This is a genomic window from Streptomyces sp. NPDC005374 (genome assembly GCF_042872225.1).
Classification (GTDB): Bacteria; Actinomycetota; Actinomycetes; order Streptomycetales; family Streptomycetaceae; genus Streptomyces.
On the sequence record NZ_JBIAKA010000003.1, the window covers coordinates 86,860 to 101,362 of the forward strand.

9 protein-coding genes are annotated in these 14,503 nt (G+C 70.9%); 8 read left to right on the plus strand and 1 reads right to left on the minus strand.

Annotated elements, in window-relative coordinates; translation table 11 throughout:
* Positions 1 to 84: 84 nt before the first annotated feature.
* The 3 genes from ACFYRX_RS08870 to ACFYRX_RS08880 all read left to right on the plus strand — a co-directional run bounded on the left by ACFYRX_RS08870 (position 85) and on the right by ACFYRX_RS08880 (position 2,203).
* On the plus strand, positions 85 to 708 hold the full coding sequence (locus ACFYRX_RS08870; RefSeq protein WP_389097651.1) for a TetR/AcrR family transcriptional regulator: 624 nt from the start codon (positions 85 to 87) through the stop codon (positions 706 to 708).
* A gap of 80 nt (positions 709 to 788) precedes the next feature.
* Entirely contained in the window at positions 789 to 1,490 is a 702-nt protein-coding gene (locus ACFYRX_RS08875; protein WP_389097652.1) for a ribonuclease HII, read from the plus strand.
* A 68-nt stretch (positions 1,491 to 1,558) separates the two neighbouring features.
* Positions 1,559 to 2,203, plus strand: a complete 645-nt coding sequence (locus tag ACFYRX_RS08880; RefSeq protein WP_389097653.1) for a hypothetical protein — start codon at positions 1,559 to 1,561, stop codon at positions 2,201 to 2,203.
* A gap of 237 nt (positions 2,204 to 2,440) precedes the next feature.
* On the opposite strand, the gene ACFYRX_RS08885 is transcribed toward ACFYRX_RS08880, so the two are convergent.
* Entirely contained in the window at positions 2,441 to 3,073 is a 633-nt protein-coding gene (locus ACFYRX_RS08885; RefSeq protein ID WP_389097654.1) for a hypothetical protein, read from the minus strand.
* A 1,059-nt stretch (positions 3,074 to 4,132) separates the two neighbouring features.
* Between ACFYRX_RS08885 and ACFYRX_RS08890 the strand changes: the two genes are divergently transcribed.
* From ACFYRX_RS08890 to ACFYRX_RS08910, 5 genes are all read left to right on the plus strand, one after another.
* Entirely contained in the window at positions 4,133 to 6,292 is a 2,160-nt protein-coding gene (locus ACFYRX_RS08890) for a DEAD/DEAH box helicase (protein WP_389097655.1), read from the plus strand.
* An 818-nt stretch (positions 6,293 to 7,110) separates the two neighbouring features.
* Entirely contained in the window at positions 7,111 to 8,838 is a 1,728-nt protein-coding gene (locus ACFYRX_RS08895; RefSeq protein WP_389097656.1) for a DUF4192 family protein, read from the plus strand.
* A 707-nt stretch (positions 8,839 to 9,545) separates the two neighbouring features.
* Positions 9,546 to 11,477, plus strand: a complete 1,932-nt coding sequence (locus ACFYRX_RS08900) for a glycogen debranching N-terminal domain-containing protein (protein WP_389097657.1) — start codon at positions 9,546 to 9,548, stop codon at positions 11,475 to 11,477.
* Between the two features lie 128 nt (positions 11,478 to 11,605).
* Positions 11,606 to 12,364, plus strand: coding sequence for an NUDIX domain-containing protein (locus tag ACFYRX_RS08905; RefSeq protein WP_389097658.1), 759 nt, complete (start codon positions 11,606 to 11,608; stop codon positions 12,362 to 12,364).
* 39 nt (positions 12,365 to 12,403) lie between these two features.
* Entirely contained in the window at positions 12,404 to 14,425 is a 2,022-nt protein-coding gene (locus ACFYRX_RS08910) for an ATP-binding cassette domain-containing protein (RefSeq protein WP_389097659.1), read from the plus strand.
* The last annotated feature ends 78 nt before the right edge of the window (positions 14,426 to 14,503 follow it).

A 14,503-nucleotide genomic window follows, 5' to 3' on the forward strand; every position in this document is an offset into this window, starting at 1 on the left:
GCGCGCGGCGTATCCCCCTATGTCACCGCGCGGCGTCCCTTCCGTCCCGGAATCCCCGCTTCCCTGTCCGCTGGAGACACTCAGATGGTTACCTCGCGCTGGACGGCCGCCCCCGCTCCGACGGCCTCCCTTCGCCGGCGTGGAGCAGTGCTGGAGCGCGCGATTCTCGATGCCGCACTGGAGCAGCTCAGTACCGTCGGCTGGAACGGCCTCACGATGGAAGGTGTCGCGGCTGGAGCCCAGACGGGCAAGGCTGCGGTCTACCGTCGCTGGCCGTCCAAGGAGGACCTCGTCGCGGATGCCCTTCGAGCCGGACTGCCGCGTTTCGAGGAGGCCCCCGACCTCGGCGGCGTGCGCGAGGACCTGCTCGAACTGTGCCGACAGGCACGCGAGGCCATGTTCTCGCGCCCCGGATTCGCGCTGCGCGCAGTCATTCACGAATGCGATCAGGTCCAGGCGGAGCGCTTCCATGCGGTGATCTTCAACGGGGTTGTCGAGCCGAGCGTCAAGCTGCTGCGTGAGATCGTCACCCGAGGTATAGAGCGGGGCGAGGTGCGGCCCGACGCTGCGAACGACTACGTATTCGACGCCATGCCCGCCATGATGATGTATCGCTCCAAGATGCGCGGAAGCGAATGGAGTGACGAGGACGTCGAAGAGATGATCGACCAGTTCGTCCTGCCGCTGCTGCGCCCGGTCGGTCCGTGACCGCTGAGGGTGGGTCTCGGCACCGCCAGGGAAAACCGTGGTGTCGCACGGTGATCCGGGCGGCGTAAGCTAAGGGCGCCATGCCGTACGAACCGCCTACTCACACCGTCGAGCGCTCCCTCCGCGCCACGACCGGAGCGAAGATCATTGCTGGTGTCGACGAGGTGGGGCGAGGCGCCTGGGCCGGACCTGTCACCGTCTGCGCGGCGGTCACCGGACTGCGTCGAGCGCCCCATGGCCTCACCGACTCCAAGCTGCTCAGCGTCAAACGCCGCACCGAACTCGCCGAGGAACTGCGGAAGTGGGTGACGTCGTACGCACTGGGGCACGCGACTCCGCAGGAGATCGACGACCTGGGGATGACTGCCGCCCTGCGCATCGCCGCCGTGCGTGCTCTGGAGACTCTTCCCGTCCGTCCCGACGCGGTGATCCTCGACGGGAAGCACGACTACCTCGGCGCGCCCTGGAAGGTCAGGACCGTGATCAAGGGTGACCAGTCCTGTGTGGCGGTCGCAGCCGCCTCGGTGATCGCCAAGGTTCAGCGCGACAAAATGATGGCCGAACTGGGTATCGACCATGCAGACTTCGGTTTTGCGGCCAACGCCGGGTATCCCTCACCCGTGCACAAGGCCGCCCTGGAGGTTCGGGGCCCCACCCCGCACCACCGCTTGTCGTGGGCGTATCTTGATGCGCTGCCCCAGTGGCAGCACCTCAAGAAGGCCCGCAGTTGGGCGAACGGAAGCGCTCCGAAGATCGAGGGTCAGCTCGGCTTCGACTTCTGACGATTCCGCTCGCCTCGATGTGCCACCCGCTGACGCGAGCCGCACGAACGTTTGATAGACATCAGCTCATGCCTCTCATTCCCGAGGAGCCTCAGATTCACGAGAGTGCCCAGGGTCCCCGCGCCACAACGGCCAGCGGCCGCACCGCGCCGACCCCCCGTCCCGTACCCGGCCCCCGCCCCGTGGCTCCGCCGCGCCCCGGTCGTCCCGGCCCCCTGCGGCCCGCGCCGCCGGTGCAACGGACGCCGCACGACGTGGCCGTGGCCGAGCCCGAACTGCCGGGCCCCACTGTCCCCGCCGCCTCCCTCCCCGCTTCGGCCTCGGCGACTCCGCAGATCCAGCTCATCCCGGCCTCGGCCGCTGGTGCGCTCGACGCTGCCGAGGAAGCCGTCGACCTTCTGCTGGAGTCGGGCCGTGCCCCCGGTGACGTGCTGGTGATCACCACCGGCGAGCACCATCCGTGGGCCGTCCACGAACTGTCCTTCGGCGAAGCCGCCTACTGGGCGCAACACGATGCCGGTGACGACGTGTTCTACGCGGACGCCACCGCGGCCGCGCGTGCCGCGTCGCGTCCCGTGGTCGTGGTCGCCGTCAACGGCGGTTCCGCCGCTGTCGCCGACGCACTGCCTCTGGCTCGTGCGCGGGCAGGTGCTCTGCTGATCGTCTGCGGCGACCCGCAGCAGGTCAACTCCGCACTGGGCGTCGGCATCTGAACTTGGTCCCCGTATGTTCGGGGACACGTGGGGTGACGAAAGGTGCCGCATGTGCGGCACCTTCTCGGCGAGGCTTCCAGCGTGTCCATGGCTTTGCATGCCGGGTGAACGGCTCGCAATTGTCGCCTCCCCATCCGGGAACGCGTGCGCCCGGTGCGCCTGGTGCGCCTTCCGGTTGTCGGCCGTACGTCGAGGACGTACGGCCGTAGAACGGTGATTCGGGACGGTCTTGGGTTCTCAGCGAGCTGCTGCTCGGCGCAGGACCTCAGAGGCGACACCACCGGTACGCGGCAGCAGCGGCGGTGACTCGGACGTCGCGAAGGGCTCCGGCGCGGAGTCCGCGTTCGGCCGGCGCCCGCCGCGTCCCTCGCCGAGGACCTGCCAGCCGTCGCGCGTCAGCGTGATGTACGCCCCGCAACGCAGCCCGTGCAGGGTGCAGGCGTCGCGCAGACCCCACATCCACGCGCCGTCCTCCTCCGTCCAACGTGCGTCGCCCTCGCGGCAGTAGAGCAGCACGGCGGTCCGCACGGGTGTGCGCCGCCGCAGATCGTGCGGGATCACCCGACGGAGCTGCGCGAGCAGTGTGTTCCGGAACATCCAGCCGTCGGCCGGTGCCGGGCGGCGCGTGAACGAGGCGCTCGCCCGCAATCGTTCGTCCGGGTCGAGGACCGCCACGATCGCGGTCGCCGGCTTGGGGCGGTGGCGCGAGTGCAGCCCGCTGACAACCTCGCGCGGGTTGCGCAGAAGCGGGATGCCGGCCTCCGCCCACTCCGCGGGTTCGAGCAGACGGGCCAGAGGGTTGGCGGACGCGGCGGACAAGTCGGCTGACGACGTGGACGCCGCGGAGGACGGAGCGAGTCCGAAGGTCACGGTCCTCCCTTCGGCTACGCGCCCATACTGCGGGCGGGGTCGGATTCGGGGAGCGCGCACCGCAGCAGAGCCCTACCGGTCCATGGACGAGCCGTGCGGGGAGCGGACCTCAATTCTTCCTGTCGAACTTGGTTGCGGCAACGAGCAATTGGGCCTGCTGACCCGAATCGGATAGTTGGTGGCTTATATCCCTACCCAGTGTTTTACCGGGCGATGCCTGGGGCCTCCGGGCCCGGCTCTTCGGGACCTGAATCGGTATGCGCGCGGGGAGCGGTGCTGCCTCCAGTGCCTCTTCAGCCTCGTCCAACCAGTACCGAAGCCACAATCCCTGGATGCCCGACCGCAACAGCAGTTGGGCGACGACCGTGGGCCTTCGGCCGGTCCCAGGCATGTCGTCGACGAGCGGTACGGGAGCAGTGGAAGCCCGTAGCGCGTCCCGCGGGGGCGGAGGCGCGACGAGAGCCTCGTTCAGGGCCCGCAGACGCCGGCGTCGTCGGACGGGGTGCGGCAGGGTGCTCGGCGGAATCATTCGTGTACGCCAGGGACTCGAGGAGCGTGATGCGAGCGAGGGTGGAGATCCGGTTCCGCCTCCACTGGACCGGCCCGGGCCGGCTGTGCGGGGCGGGACGGCCGACCGGACGGGTCGGGCCGGTGCCTCGGAGGCGCCAGAGACCCAGCCTCCGGGCGACTTGGCTCACTCGGCCGGCATCGTCACGGAGGCGTTCGCCACGCTGTCCGGGAGGGAAGCCCGGGCCGGGGTGCGAGCGGCGGACGAAGCTGGTTGCCCCAGCCGGACAGGAATCCGGCTTCTGACAGAGGACGATGCAGGCCCTCGCGGATGCCGGGGGCACACGGGTTGCCTGCCCTGTCTGAGTTGGACATCCGGACCGAGTGCTTCAGCCGGCCGCGGCGCTCACTGACGTACGGACAGCGGGTGGCGAAGGGGGCGGACGGAGCGGTGCTCTCGCTCTTGCCGGGCTTTGGGCGCTGAGGGCTGGGGATCGTAGGCGAGGGCTGCGGGTTCGCGCAGTGTCAGTGCTGTGGGGTTGCATGGGGGGCATGAGCGACTTGGATTTGCGTGCCGAGGCTGATGCTGTGCTGGCCCGTCTGGTGGGGGGCGGGAGTGACGGCGCCCGGCTGCGTGAGGATCAGTGGCAGGCGATCGAGGCGCTGGTGGTGGGGCATCGGCGTGCGTTGGTGGTGCAGCGGACGGGGTGGGGGAAGTCTGCGGTGTATTTCGTCGCCACGTCGCTGCTGAGGCGGCGGGGCGCGGGCCCCACGGTGATCATCTCGCCGTTGCTGGCGCTCATGCGGAACCAGGTCGAGTCGGCGGCACGGGCGGGGATCGCTGCGCGAACGATCAATTCGGCCAATCCGGAGGAGTGGGAGGCGATCCAGGCCGAGGTCGCGGCAGGGACCGTGGATGTGCTGCTGGTGAGTCCGGAGCGCTTGAACTCGCCTGATTTCCGTGAAGCGGTGCTGCCGCGGCTGGCGGCGACGACCGGCCTGCTGGTGGTCGACGAGGCACACTGCATCTCGGACTGGGGGCACGACTTCAGGCCCGACTACCGGCGGCTGCGCACGATGCTGGTGGAGTTGCCCGCGGGTGTGCCCGTGCTGGCCACGACGGCGACCGCGAACGCGCGGGTGACCGCGGATGTGGCTGAGCAACTGGGCACCGGGGGTGGCGAAGCACTGGTTCTGCGGGGTCCGCTGGACCGGGAGAGCCTGCGCCTGGGAGTGCTGCAGTTGCCGGACGCGGCGCATCGGCTGGCGTGGCTGGGGGAGCGGCTGGGGGATCTGCCGGGTTCAGGGATCATCTACACGCTGACGGTGGCGGCGGCGGACGAGGTCGCGGCGTTCCTGCGGCAGCGCGGGTACCCGGTGGCTTCCTACACCGGAAAGACGGAGAACGCCGACCGGTTGCAGGCGGAGGAGGATCTGCTGGCGAACCGGGTGAAGGCGCTGGTGGCGACATCGGCACTGGGGATGGGCTTCGACAAGCCGGACCTCGGATTCGTCGTGCACATGGGGTCACCCTCGTCTCCGATCGCCTACTACCAGCAGGTCGGACGTGCGGGGCGTGGCGTGGACCATGCGGATGTGCTGCTGCTGCCCGGGCGGGAGGACGAGGCGATCTGGGCTTACTTCGCTTCGGTGGGCTTCCCGCCCGAGGAGCAGGTCCGTCGCACGCTGGCGGTTCTGGAGGAGGCCGGCCGGCCGTTGTCGCTGCCGGCGCTGGAGCCGTTGGTGGATCTTCGGCGCTCGCGCCTGGAGACGATGTTGAAGGTCCTGGACGTGGACGGAGCGGTCAAGCGGGTGAAGGGCGGCTGGACTGCCACCGGGCGGCCGTGGTCGTACGACGCGGAGCGGTATGCCTGGGTGGCGCGTCAGCGGGAGGCCGAGCAGCAGGCCATGCGGGACTACGTGGCGACCACAGGGTGCCGGATGGAGTTCTTGCAGAGGCAGCTGGACGACGAGAAGGCGGCCCCCTGCGGTCGTTGCGACACCTGCGCCGGGCCCTGGCTCGATCCCGTCGTTTCCCCCGGCGCCCTCGCCGGTGCGGCCGGAGAGCTGGACCGCCCCGGGGTCGAGGTCGACCCACGCCGTATGTGGCCCACGGGCATGGCGGCGGTCGGCGTCGACCTCAAGGGCCGCATCCCCGCGGGTCAGCAGGCGTCCGTGGGCCGGGCACTGGGCAGGCTGTCGGACATCGGCTGGGGCAATCGGCTGCGCCCGCTGCTGTCGGCTCAGGCGGCGGACGGGCCGGTCCCGGACGACGTGCTGGCGGCCGTGGTGACGGTGGTTGCCGACTGGGCGCGTTCGCCGGGTGGCTGGGCAAGCGGCGCCCCTGAGGCGATGGCGCGACCGGTGGGGATCGTCGCCGTGCCATCCCGTAGTCACCCGCGACTGGTCTCGTCCCTGGCCGACGGTTTGGCCCGTGTCGGCAGGCTCCCCCTTTTGGGCAGCCTTGCCTACACCCCGCTCGCCGACGAGCATGCGGCGCACCGCAGCAACTCCGCTCAGCGGCTGCGCGCCCTGGCCGCCTCCTTCACCGTGCCGGAGGAACTCGCCGCTGCCCTGGCCGACACCCCCGGCCCGGTCCTGCTCGTCGACGACTACACCGATTCCGGCTGGACGCTGGCTGTCGGTGCACGCCTCCTGCGCCGGAGCGGAGCCGACCAGGTGCTGCCGCTCGTCCTGGCCATGGCCGGATAGGGATTCACGAACCTCAACTCCTGGGTCTCCTGGGGGCTTCCGTGTGGCGGCCGGCAAGTCTGAGCGGGCTCAGCCAGCGGTCATTGCGGGAGGGGTCATCGCGACGAGGGTGGCAGGGGGCGCGCCATGCTCGGTGAGCAGATCGGCGATGGCCACAGTCCGTCGTGCGGTCTCGTCGGCCGGTCCAGTGGTCGGCCCGCCCGCAGAGGGCAACGGAGGCTCCCTCATGCCGAGATATGGTCGAAACGGGAACCGCATTACTCGACAGTCGCGGGCGGTGGCCGCCTGTGACAGGGCTGGACCGTGGAGTTCGCGTGTGGCGCGCGCGGCAACGTGTTCGTCCCGTCCTTCGTTTCGAGGCGCTGGCGGTCCGGACGTTGATGCCGGATCGAGAGGCGGCGTCGACCTGGTCGAGAATGAGCGCGCGCAGCGCAGAGATGACCACGATCGGCCCGGCGCCGGACCTGTGCAGCAGGACCGTGACCCCGAAGGCCACCCCTGCCCTGCCTCATCCCACATGCTCCACGACCGGGGCACGGCGCTTGTCGGCGACCGGCGCCTCGATCGTCCGTCACCGGTCCTCCCGCAGGCGCGACGATCCGGTGCAGTCTCCGACGAGCCGGGCGAGGATCCCGTCGGCGGCCTCGCGCAACTCCGTCTTGCTCGTGTTGCGTCATGCCCCCATACAACAGGGCGCCTCCGACAGCGCGGCGTCGTGGCGGCCGACCTGTGGACGGACGACTGTTGATTGTCGTGGCCCTGATCGGACTTATCCACAGGGTGAACCGGAATGCTGCGATCCGCGAGATCGTCAGCGCATGACGAATCACAGCGAAACGACTGGATCCGCTGCAAACGGTAATAACGGCGAGCGGGACAACGGCGGGCAGGGCAACGGAGGGCGGGGCAGTGGAAGGCGGAGCGGTGACGGCTCAGGGGTCGGTGACCGCGTCGGAATCGACGCCCACGGCGCCGAACACCAGGTCACTCTGCGGACCCCGGGCGAACTGGCAGACGCCCTGCCCTATCTGCTGGGGTACCGGCCCGAGGACAGCATCGTCCTGGTCTCCCTGCACGACCGCGGCGGTCGCGGCCGGTTCGGTGGGCGTGCCCGGCTCGGCATTCCCGCGAACAAGGACGACTGGGCCGCCGTGGCTCGGCAGTTGGCCCATGGACTGATCACCGGCAGCGAACGCAGGGGCGCCCGCCCCGAGCAGATGGTCGCCTACCTCTGCCAGGAACCGACTGCCGGTGAGACCGGAAGGCAGATCACGGAAGGGCTCGCCCCGCTCGCCGCGCTGCTGCGCACCGAGTGCGGTCGGCTCGACGTTCCTGTGATCGAAGCACTGTGCATCTCCGACGGCCGCTATTGGTCGTACTGTTGCCCGAGCGAGGAATGCTGCCCCGCGGAGGGACTCCCCATGGGTCTGCCCGGTACGTCGGTGCTCGCCGCCGCAGCCACATATGCCGGGCTGCAGGTGCGTGGCACACTGCGCGAGTTGCGGGCCAGGCTGCAGCCCTGGGAGACCGCGGCTGCTCTGGAGCAGGAAGCCGCCCTGGACGCCGCCGGCATGGACCTGGTCCCGAGGATGCTCGACGTGATGAGCCGGGCCCGAGTGGCTGAGGAGACGGTGCGCCTGGCCCGGCGCACCATGACCCGTTTCGGCGAAGCGTCCCCCGTCTCGGGCACTCTCCAGGCGGACCTGCGCGACGACGCACTGCTGGGGCACCAGGAAGCGGCACAACTCATCCTCGGCCTCCAGGACCGCACGACACGGGACCACGCGGCCGAGTGGATGGAGGCCGAGGAAGCCGGGCCGGCCCTGCGGCTGTGGCGCGCGCTGGCCCGCCGGTGCGTCGGGCCCTACGGCGAACATGCGGCGGCCCCGCTGACGCTCGCCGGGTGGGTCGCGTGGTCCGCGGGTGACGAGATCGAAGCCAGGGAAGCACTGGCCATGGCCCTGGGCGCGGATCCCAGCTACCTCTTCGCCCGGCTCCTGCACCAGGCCTGCAACGAGGGACTGGACCCGGAGTCGATCCGCCGCTGCCTGCGCGCGGAACGAGAGGGGCGTGACGTACTTGTGCGGGCGGAGTCCGCGCAATCCGGCGACATGATGAGGACCGACGCGCCGGCGTCGCCGACCACTCCCCGGTCTGGCGGGAGCCAGGCGGCGTTCTCGCCTGACTCCGACGGGATGCCACCAGCGTCGCCGTCCTGTGCCGACGGGACACCGCCGCCGTGTCCGGCTGAAATCGATGGGGCCGTTCCGGCGCCCCGGCTCGGTTCCGACGAGATCCTTCCGGCACCGCCGTCCGCGACGGCAGCCCGTCGACGCAAGCGGGTACGTCCCAGTGTTCGCACCGAAGCCTGTTCGAACCCGGCGGATGGGGAGGGACGGGCCTCGGGTGCGGAGGAAACCCGTCGGCGCTCTCGGCCGGTCGGCAGTACGCGCCCCGGTGTCCGCCGGCGCGCCGCAGGCCAGGCCGACGCGCGCGGACCCGAGGGCGCACGGCCCGGTGTCAGTGCCACCGAGGAGGAGGGATGAGCGACCGCCGGCGACGTGTTGCACGCGGGTGGTGGTCCCACCTGTGCAGGTGGGTGGCGACTCCGGCCCGCCGCCATTCGGTCGCATGCCGGGCCCGTGGGCGTGACCCTGACCAGGCCCGCCCCGTTCACCTGAGTGGCGGAACGTCTGGCCGGGCCGTGCCGTCGTCCTGCCCATGTCCATCAGGAGCCCCGCACCGGGCGCCGAACACGCCCCAACCGCGCAGAGCGCAGAGGAAGCGCCCCTTGCATCAGTCGACTCCTCCCTTCGCAGACAGCGGCAGTCCCGCCCTCGGCACGCCGACGACGGTTTGGAGTGGAAGCGCCGGTCCGCCGCCACGGGCCACGGATACCGGCATGCCCGGGCCAGGGTTCCCGACTGGAGTCCAGCGCACCCCGGTGACGGCAGAGCACCGCCGGAGCACGGCTTCGGCGGCGGACCGGGCGGGCCCCGTCCGCCCGGCGTCCTGGGACCGCGAGTTGCTCCTCTCTGCATCGTGGGACGGCGAGCCGTCGCCCTCTGCGCCATGGGATGACGGGCCGACTCCATCGGCAGAGCCCGTACAGCGTGCATCGACACCGGCGGCGCAGAGCCGGACTTCGCGTCCGCCTGTGAGTCGTCCTTCTCGCCCGCCTTCGACCGGCGCGGCCGGCCCGCCTTCACAGAGCGGCTCCTCAGGATCCCGAGGCCCCGCCGACCTGCCTGCGGTGCACTCGGCCATCATCTGCGTGGCGCTTCCCGGCCTCGCCATCTCGACGGATCAGGGGCAGTTGACCGGTCAGGGGCTGGAAGGCTTCTACCGCGCGGGCCGGCGCGTACTTTCCCGGTGTCAGGTACGTATCGCCGGCCGTGAGCCGCTTGCGGTCCAGGCGCGGGCGACGGCGGCGGATCGCGCACGCTTCGTGGCCACCGTGCGCGTCTCGCCGGGCGGAGGTCCGGACCCCGATGTCGTTGTCGAACGCACACGTCACGCGGACGGGACGGAACGCATCACGCTGCACAGCGCCGCCACCCGGCCACTGAGGCTGCCGGTGGAGGTGGCACTCGGCACGGACCTCGCGGACCTGGGCGCGATCGCGTCGGGCCGAGCGGGCCCGGAACTGCCCGCGAGCGTCAACGACTCCGGCCTTCGCTGGTCCTGTGCGGCCGGCTCCGCGTCGGTCACGGCCGATCCGCCACCGGCTGACGCGCTGGCGTCGGCAGGCCTGCTGCGCTGGGAGTTCGACCTGCTCCCCGGCGGCACGGCCGGTCTGGAGCTGCGGGTTCGCCTGGACGGCGCGGGCCCCGTCCGGGCGGCGGGGCGCGCGGCCACCAGCCCCCTGGCTCCCGCGCGCGCAACGGGAGACGTTCCCGCGATCGAGCATCTCCTGCGCACGAGCATCGACGACCTCCAGTCCTTACTGCTGCGGGACCCGGCACGCCCCATCGACACCCATGTTGCGGCCGGAGCCCCCTGGCGCTGCGGCCTGGCCCCGGCCGACGCCCTGGTCGCAGCCCGGATGACACTGGCGCTCGGCACCCGACTCGCCGTCGGGACGCTCCGCACCCTGGCGCGCACCCAACTCCGGGGGCAGGCAGCGCAGTCCGGCATGATCCCCGGGCCACGCCGCGACGCGGGGGCGCACCTGCCGGCCGCGTGTACGGGCACCGAGGCCACCCTGCTGTTCCCCGTACTCCTCGCTGAGGCTTTTCGGTGGGGGCTCTCGAGGCAGGAGACGGAAGAACTGCTCCCGGCAGCCGAACGTTGTCTGGGGTGGCTGCGGGCGGCGGCGGGGGAGGGGACGTATCTGTGCGACCCGCAGCCCGGTGGCCCGGTTCGCTGCGAGACACAGGCCCATGCGCACCGCGCGGCCGTCCTGGGCGCCGATCTGCTCGACGCGTTCGACAGGCCGGGAGGCACGGCATTGCGTCAGTGGGCCCGCCGACTGCAGACAGCCTTCCGTGAGGATTTCTGGATCGATGATCGTCGCGGTGGTCGCCCGGCGGCAGCGCGCGCTTCGGACGGACGCCTCGTACCCCAGCTCGGGGCCACGGCCGTCCATCTCCTGGACACCGGCCTGCTCGGCGGGGGTGAACCAGCACCCGGGCTGCTCGACAGAGTGCAGACCGAGCAGCTCGCCCGGCTGCTCGGCAGCCCGGCCATGGACTCGGGGTGGGGATTGCGCGGACTGGGCACGAAGGAGGCGGGATACAACCCTTTCGGCCACCGTACCGGGGCGGTAAGGGTTCACGAGACGGCGGTCGCCGTCGCGGGACTGGCCGCCGCCGGGTACGAGAAGGAGGCCGGCTCGCTCTTGCGGGGCCAGCTCGCGGCGGCTGAGAGCTTCGGTCACCGGCTCCCCGAGATGTTCGCCGGAGAGCAGCGCACTGAGGGAAGCGCGCCCCTCCCTCATCCAGCGGCCTGCCGTCCCGCGGCCACGGCGGCTGCCGCGGGAGTCCTGCTGCTGAGCACCCTCGTGGGGATCCGGCCCGACGCCCCGGCAGGGACGGTCACACTGCGCCCCATGCGCAGTGCGCCCCTCGGCGAGATCGGTCTGACCGGCCTGAGGATCGCGGGTGCCCCGTTCTCGGTGCGCGTCAGCAGACTCGGCCTCGCCATGGTCGAGGAAGCCGCCGAGGGACTGCAACTGGGGTCGTGACCTCGAACGACACGGCACTCAGCAGCAAGGGAGAGGTGCACCGTCCTGTCCCGGACCTCCGTGGATCAGTCAGTGGTGCGGTCGGCGAAGGGACTGTTTATCGTCAGGCAGACGACTATGATCACCGCATGGCCTACGACCCGTCAGCCTTTCCGCCCTTCGCCGTCACTGTGGATCTGGTCGTACTGACCGTGCGCCGCCACGCTCTGTGCGCGCTCGCGGTGCGCAGGGGCGAGTCACCGTTCCAGGGACGATGGGCACTGCCGGGCGGCTTTGTGCGGGCCGACGAGGACCTGGCGCAGGCCGCAGCCCGTGAGCTGGCCGAGGAGACCGGCCTGCACGCCCACGACCCTGAAGTCCCCGTCCAGGCCAACGGAGCACACCTGGAACAGTTGGCGACCTACGGCGATCCCAAGCGCGATCCCAGGATGCGGGTGGTGAGCGTCGCCCACCTGGCTCTCGCCCCCGATCTGCCCGCCCCGCGGGCAGGCGGTGATGCCAGCAACGCGCGCTGGGCGCCTGTCGAGGAGTTGTTGCAGCACGGTGGTTACGGCCGAGACGGGGAGCCGGTCGCGCCCCTCGCCTTCGACCATGCGCAGATCCTGTCGGACGGCGTGGAGCGCGCCCGCTCGAAGATCGAGTACTCGTCGCTGGCCACCGCGTTCTGTCCGCCCGAGTTCACCGTCGGCGAGCTGCGCCGCGTCTACGAGGCGGTATGGGGTGTGGCACTCGATCCGCGCAACTTCCATCGCAAGGTGACGGGTACCCCGGGCTTCCTGGTGCCCACTGGCGGTACGACCACACGGCAGGGCGGCCGTCCGGCCCAGCTCTTCCGGGCCGGCGGCGCCACTCTGCTCAACCCGCCGATGCTGCGCCCCGAAGTGTGACGCCATAGAAAACGGACATAACGCGCTATCTTGCTGTGGGTGATCCAGGCCTTCGGACTGACCAGCAACTCCCGCAAGAGCCTCCCGTCCACGGTCGACGACGTGTCATTCGAAGCGCGTGCAGGCCATGTCACCACGCTCCTCGGAGCGCCTGGTGCGGGCAAGACGACGGTGCTCAGACTGATGCTCGAACTGCAACACGGCCGTGGCATCACCTACTTCAGAGGCCGCCCGCTGCACCGCATCGCCCACCCCTCGCGCGAGGTCGGTGTCCTCATGGGCGATGTGCCGGGCCATCCCGCGCGCACGGTCCGCGGCCACCTGCGGATGCTGTGCGCGGCGGCCGGTGTGCCGGTCCGTCGTGCCGACGAGGTGCTCGAAGTGGTGGGTCTCGTCAGTCTGCGTGATGAGCGGCTCGGCACCCTGTCCCGCGGCATGGACCGACGCCTGGGCCTGGCCTGCGCGTTGTTGTCGGACCCGCACACCCTTGTGCTGGACGATCCCGCCGCCGGGCTTTCCACGCGGGAGAGCCGCTGGCTGCACGGAATGCTGCGAGCGCACGCCGCCCAGGGGGGCACGGTCCTGTTCACCACGCCCGAGCCCAAGGAAGCCGCGCGCGCCGCAGATCACGTCATCACGCTCGAACAGGGCAGACTCGTCTCCGACCAGGAGGCCGAGACGTTCGCCCGTACGAGGCTGCGCTCCCGTGTCGCCGTCCGTACCCCCCATGCCGCCCGCCTCGCCGCGCTGCTTGCCAAGGAGGCCCGCGCGGCACACCGCTCCGTCGAGGTCGTCCGGGAGGACGGCAACCGTCTTTCCGTGTACGGCAGTACGTGTGCCGACGTGGGCGAGACCGCGTTCCGTCACGGCATCCTCATGCACCAACTCGCTGACGAAACGGGGGACATGGGCCCGGGAGCGGAGCTGCTCCCCGGCGAGGCCGCGCGCGTGCCTCAGGACAAGCAGGCGGCTCAGGACAAGCAGTCGGCCGTCGCAGGGCCGGAATCCGGCGAGCTGCTCGGAGCCGGGGAGGCCAGGGCTGCCAGGACGGAGACAGGGGGCGGCCAGGGAGTAGATCACGGACCCGCATCGCAAAGTGGCCCGGAAACATGCGATGACCGGACGGTGCATGCCGACCGAGAGGGGCATGGTGGCCAGTCGGCACTCATGAGCCGGAAAGAGCACAGCGGCCTCACGGCAGAGAGCGGTCGCGCCGCTTCACCCTTCGCCACGGCCTCCGAAGCCCTTGCCCCCCTGTCCGCCCTCCCGCCCCCCATTTCCGTCAGGTCCGCCCCCAGCCCCTTGCGTCCTCTGCGCTACGAACTGCGCCGCGCGGCAGGAATCGGCACCGGGTTCGTCACCGGCGTCGCGGTACTCGTCGCATCCGCCCTCACCGCCGTGCTCCTCGCACGAGTCGGTCATACTCCGCAGGCGCGTCTGCTGGCCGCATGGCCCAGGGAGCTTCCACTGCCACCGGCGGCACTCGGGGCCGGGCTGCTGGGCGCGCTCGCGTTCGGCGACGAGTTCCGCCACCCCGCCCTGGCAGCGGACCGCGGCAGTGTCCCCCGCAGGCTGGGACTGCTCACCGCGAAACTCGTCGTAGCCGCAGCCACCGCGCTCACGCTGGCGTTTCTCACGGTGGGCTGCGACGCGGAAGTGCTCTACCTCGTCTACGGACGGGAACTCGCGGATGTTCCCGCCGACTGGTTCTCGCTGAGCGCGAGTTGGTTCGGGCTCGTGGTCGGGTGCGCGTGGGCCGGCGTACTGGCCGCCGGCATCTTCCGGTCCACCACAGCCGGGCTCGCCGCGGTGGTCGCCGTCCCCGTCGTCGTCGTACCCCTCGTACAGAAAGTGCTGGAGGGGACGTCCGTGCGAGCGGCGGCCGGGCTTCCCGCGCGGTTGCGCGAGGTTCTCCTGCTCCAGTGGCCCTTCGGCGGGGAGCGCTATCTGGCCGGAGCGGTACGGGTGATCGCCCAACCTGTGGGCGGCGCGCTGACGTTGTCGCTGACCGCCCTGCTGTGCGCATATCTGCTCACGACCCTGCGCAGCAGGGTTCGATGACGACCGTCCGTACGCTTCCGGTCTCGACTCGCGCACAACTTCCCGACGAAAGCGCATTTCTTTCCGATAAGGCGTCAA

What these genes read in the sequence shown, in the direction of transcription:
- ACFYRX_RS08870 (WP_389097651.1), top strand. Translation starts at nt 85, where the DNA reads ATGGTTACCTCGCGCTGGACGGCCGCCCCCGCTCCGACGGCCTCCCTT.
- ACFYRX_RS08875 (WP_389097652.1), top strand. Translation starts at nt 789, where the DNA reads ATGCCGTACGAACCGCCTACTCACACCGTCGAGCGCTCCCTCCGCGCC.
- ACFYRX_RS08880 (WP_389097653.1), top strand. Translation starts at nt 1,559, where the DNA reads ATGCCTCTCATTCCCGAGGAGCCTCAGATTCACGAGAGTGCCCAGGGT.
- ACFYRX_RS08890 (WP_389097655.1), top strand. Translation starts at nt 4,133, where the DNA reads ATGAGCGACTTGGATTTGCGTGCCGAGGCTGATGCTGTGCTGGCCCGT.
- ACFYRX_RS08895 (WP_389097656.1), top strand. Translation starts at nt 7,111, where the DNA reads ATGACGAATCACAGCGAAACGACTGGATCCGCTGCAAACGGTAATAAC.
- ACFYRX_RS08905 (WP_389097658.1), top strand. Translation starts at nt 11,606, where the DNA reads ATGGCCTACGACCCGTCAGCCTTTCCGCCCTTCGCCGTCACTGTGGAT.